The organism is Streptomyces sp. MBT65 (assembly GCF_016612545.1).
Lineage (GTDB): Bacteria > Actinomycetota > Actinomycetes > Streptomycetales > Streptomycetaceae > Streptomyces.
The window spans coordinates 1-1,783 of record NZ_JAENRY010000590.1; the positions used below are offsets into that span (position 1 = coordinate 1).

At 72.6% G+C, this 1,783-nt stretch carries 1 protein-coding gene and 1 pseudogene; both read right to left on the bottom strand.

Annotated elements, in window-relative coordinates:
• Window positions 1-409: pseudogene (locus tag JHN63_RS50720) on the bottom strand (endonuclease); the annotation flags it as partial.
• Window positions 410-792: 383 nt separating this feature from the next.
• On the bottom strand, window positions 793-1,758 hold the full coding sequence (locus JHN63_RS50725) for a helix-turn-helix domain-containing protein (RefSeq protein ID WP_374223034.1): 966 nt from the start codon (window positions 1,756-1,758) through the stop codon (window positions 793-795).
• Between the last annotated feature and the right edge of the window lie 25 nt (window positions 1,759-1,783).

The following is a 1,783-nucleotide window of genomic DNA, read 5'->3' on the forward strand; positions in this document are numbered from 1 at the left end:
GGGTGAGGCAGTCGCCCGAGTCGATCTGGCAGGAGTTCCAGTGGACGCGCTCGAAGTCGTCCCCGTCCCAGGCGTAGTTGGAGACGGTGTTGAGCCCGCTGCCGATACCGGCGCCGCCGCTGGTCGCGGTGCGGTAGGGGTGGGTGTCGGTGGAGTACAGGTAGGCGTGGTAGTTGAAGTCCTCCTGCACGTTCACGATGTCGTACGGGGCGATGCGCGTGCCGATCGCGGTGGTGCTCGTGTCCCGCGGCGTCGAGGCGCTGGACAACGACTCCGGCAGCCCGGCGACGTTGTACGTGAGCACGCTGAAACTGCCCGAAGTTGCGGCGGCGGCCGGTGTCGCGGCGGCCACCGTGATCCCGCCGAGGGCCGCGGCTGCGGCCGCCAGACAGGCGAGAAGTCTGCGCATGGGGAAGTGCCTCCTGCGGAGTTACAGAGGGGGAGGGTGAGGGTGTTGCGGCGGTCATGCCAAAATGTAGCGACAAGCGCTTGCTATGACTCCCCCTCAACCGCACTGAATCTGGAATTCCGGGTGACCGGCGGATGGCCAAGTGCCGTTGCGTGCCCGTTTGTTGTCAGTGCGGGGGGATACGGTCCGGGCCGGTGTCGCACTGGGACGCGGGTGAGCTCAGGGCGAGGGATCCGAGCGAGTTCCTTGTCGCCAAGAAGCGTTGAGGTCACTCGGGGCTTGGGGTGTGGGTTCAGGGGGCGACGGCGAGTACTGCGGGCGCGACGGGAGGTCGACGCTCTGCGGCCGTCGGCGGTGACCGCTACGGCCGTCGGCCGTGACTCCTAGGGCCGAGCCAAATGCCGCATGGTCAGGGCCAGTTGGAGTCGTAGCCGGCCCTGTGGCGTGCGTACCGGCCAGCCCAGCAGGGACTCCGCGTGGGTCAACCGGTCCTGGAGCGTGGAGTGGTGGACGTTGATCTCGGTGGCCGCCGCGCGCAGGCTCGTGGTGGTCGCGACCGCGTTCAGCGTGGCCAGCAGCCAGGGCGCGGTCGCCGCCGCGGCTTCCACGTCCTGGACGTCGGGGGGTGGTTCGGCGCCCGGTACGACGAGTTCGGCGAGGAGGGCGATGCCGCCGAGATCGTCGGCGTGCACGATGCGCCGGCCGGGGTCCTGTGCGGTGCCGTCGGAGGTGAAGCGGAGGGCGGTGCGGGCGGCGGCCCAGGAGCGGGGCAGGTCAAGTACGGGGACGGCGGGGCCGATGCCCAGCCGCCCGGCGGGCAACTCGGCGTCGGTGTGCGGAGGTTGGGCGCCCGTGCGGTCCTGGGCTGGCTGTGGATCGCCGTCCGGGTGCGGGGTAAGGGGCGTGGACCGTATGCCGGTGTCGCGGAGTGCGGCGACGACCCGGGGCGGTCCGTCGAGCGGGGCGACGGCCCTGGCCCGGGTCGCGGGGTCTGCCGGGTCGAGGCCGAGCCGGCGGGCCGCGTGCAGCCGGGCCGCCTCGGGAGCCGTCGGGTCGAGAAGGGTCTCGATCGACTCCGGGTCGTCGAGGGGAACCCGGCCCCGGGTGCGATCGAGCACGATCCGTACGGCACCGGCCGCCCGCTCCAGGATCACCGCGTCGACGACACTGGGCGCCGCCTGCGCCGTACGCTCCAGCCAGAGCGCGGAGGCCCCGCCCGGCGTCAGCGCGGCGGACGGCCAGGCGGGATCCGGCGGTGACGTGCTGTCCCTGCGCGTACCGTCCGCCTCGACCCGCACCCGGACCCGTCGCTCGGCGTCGACCAGCCGCGCGGCACATCCGGCCAGCACCGCCGCGCGGCTGGTCGACGCCGAG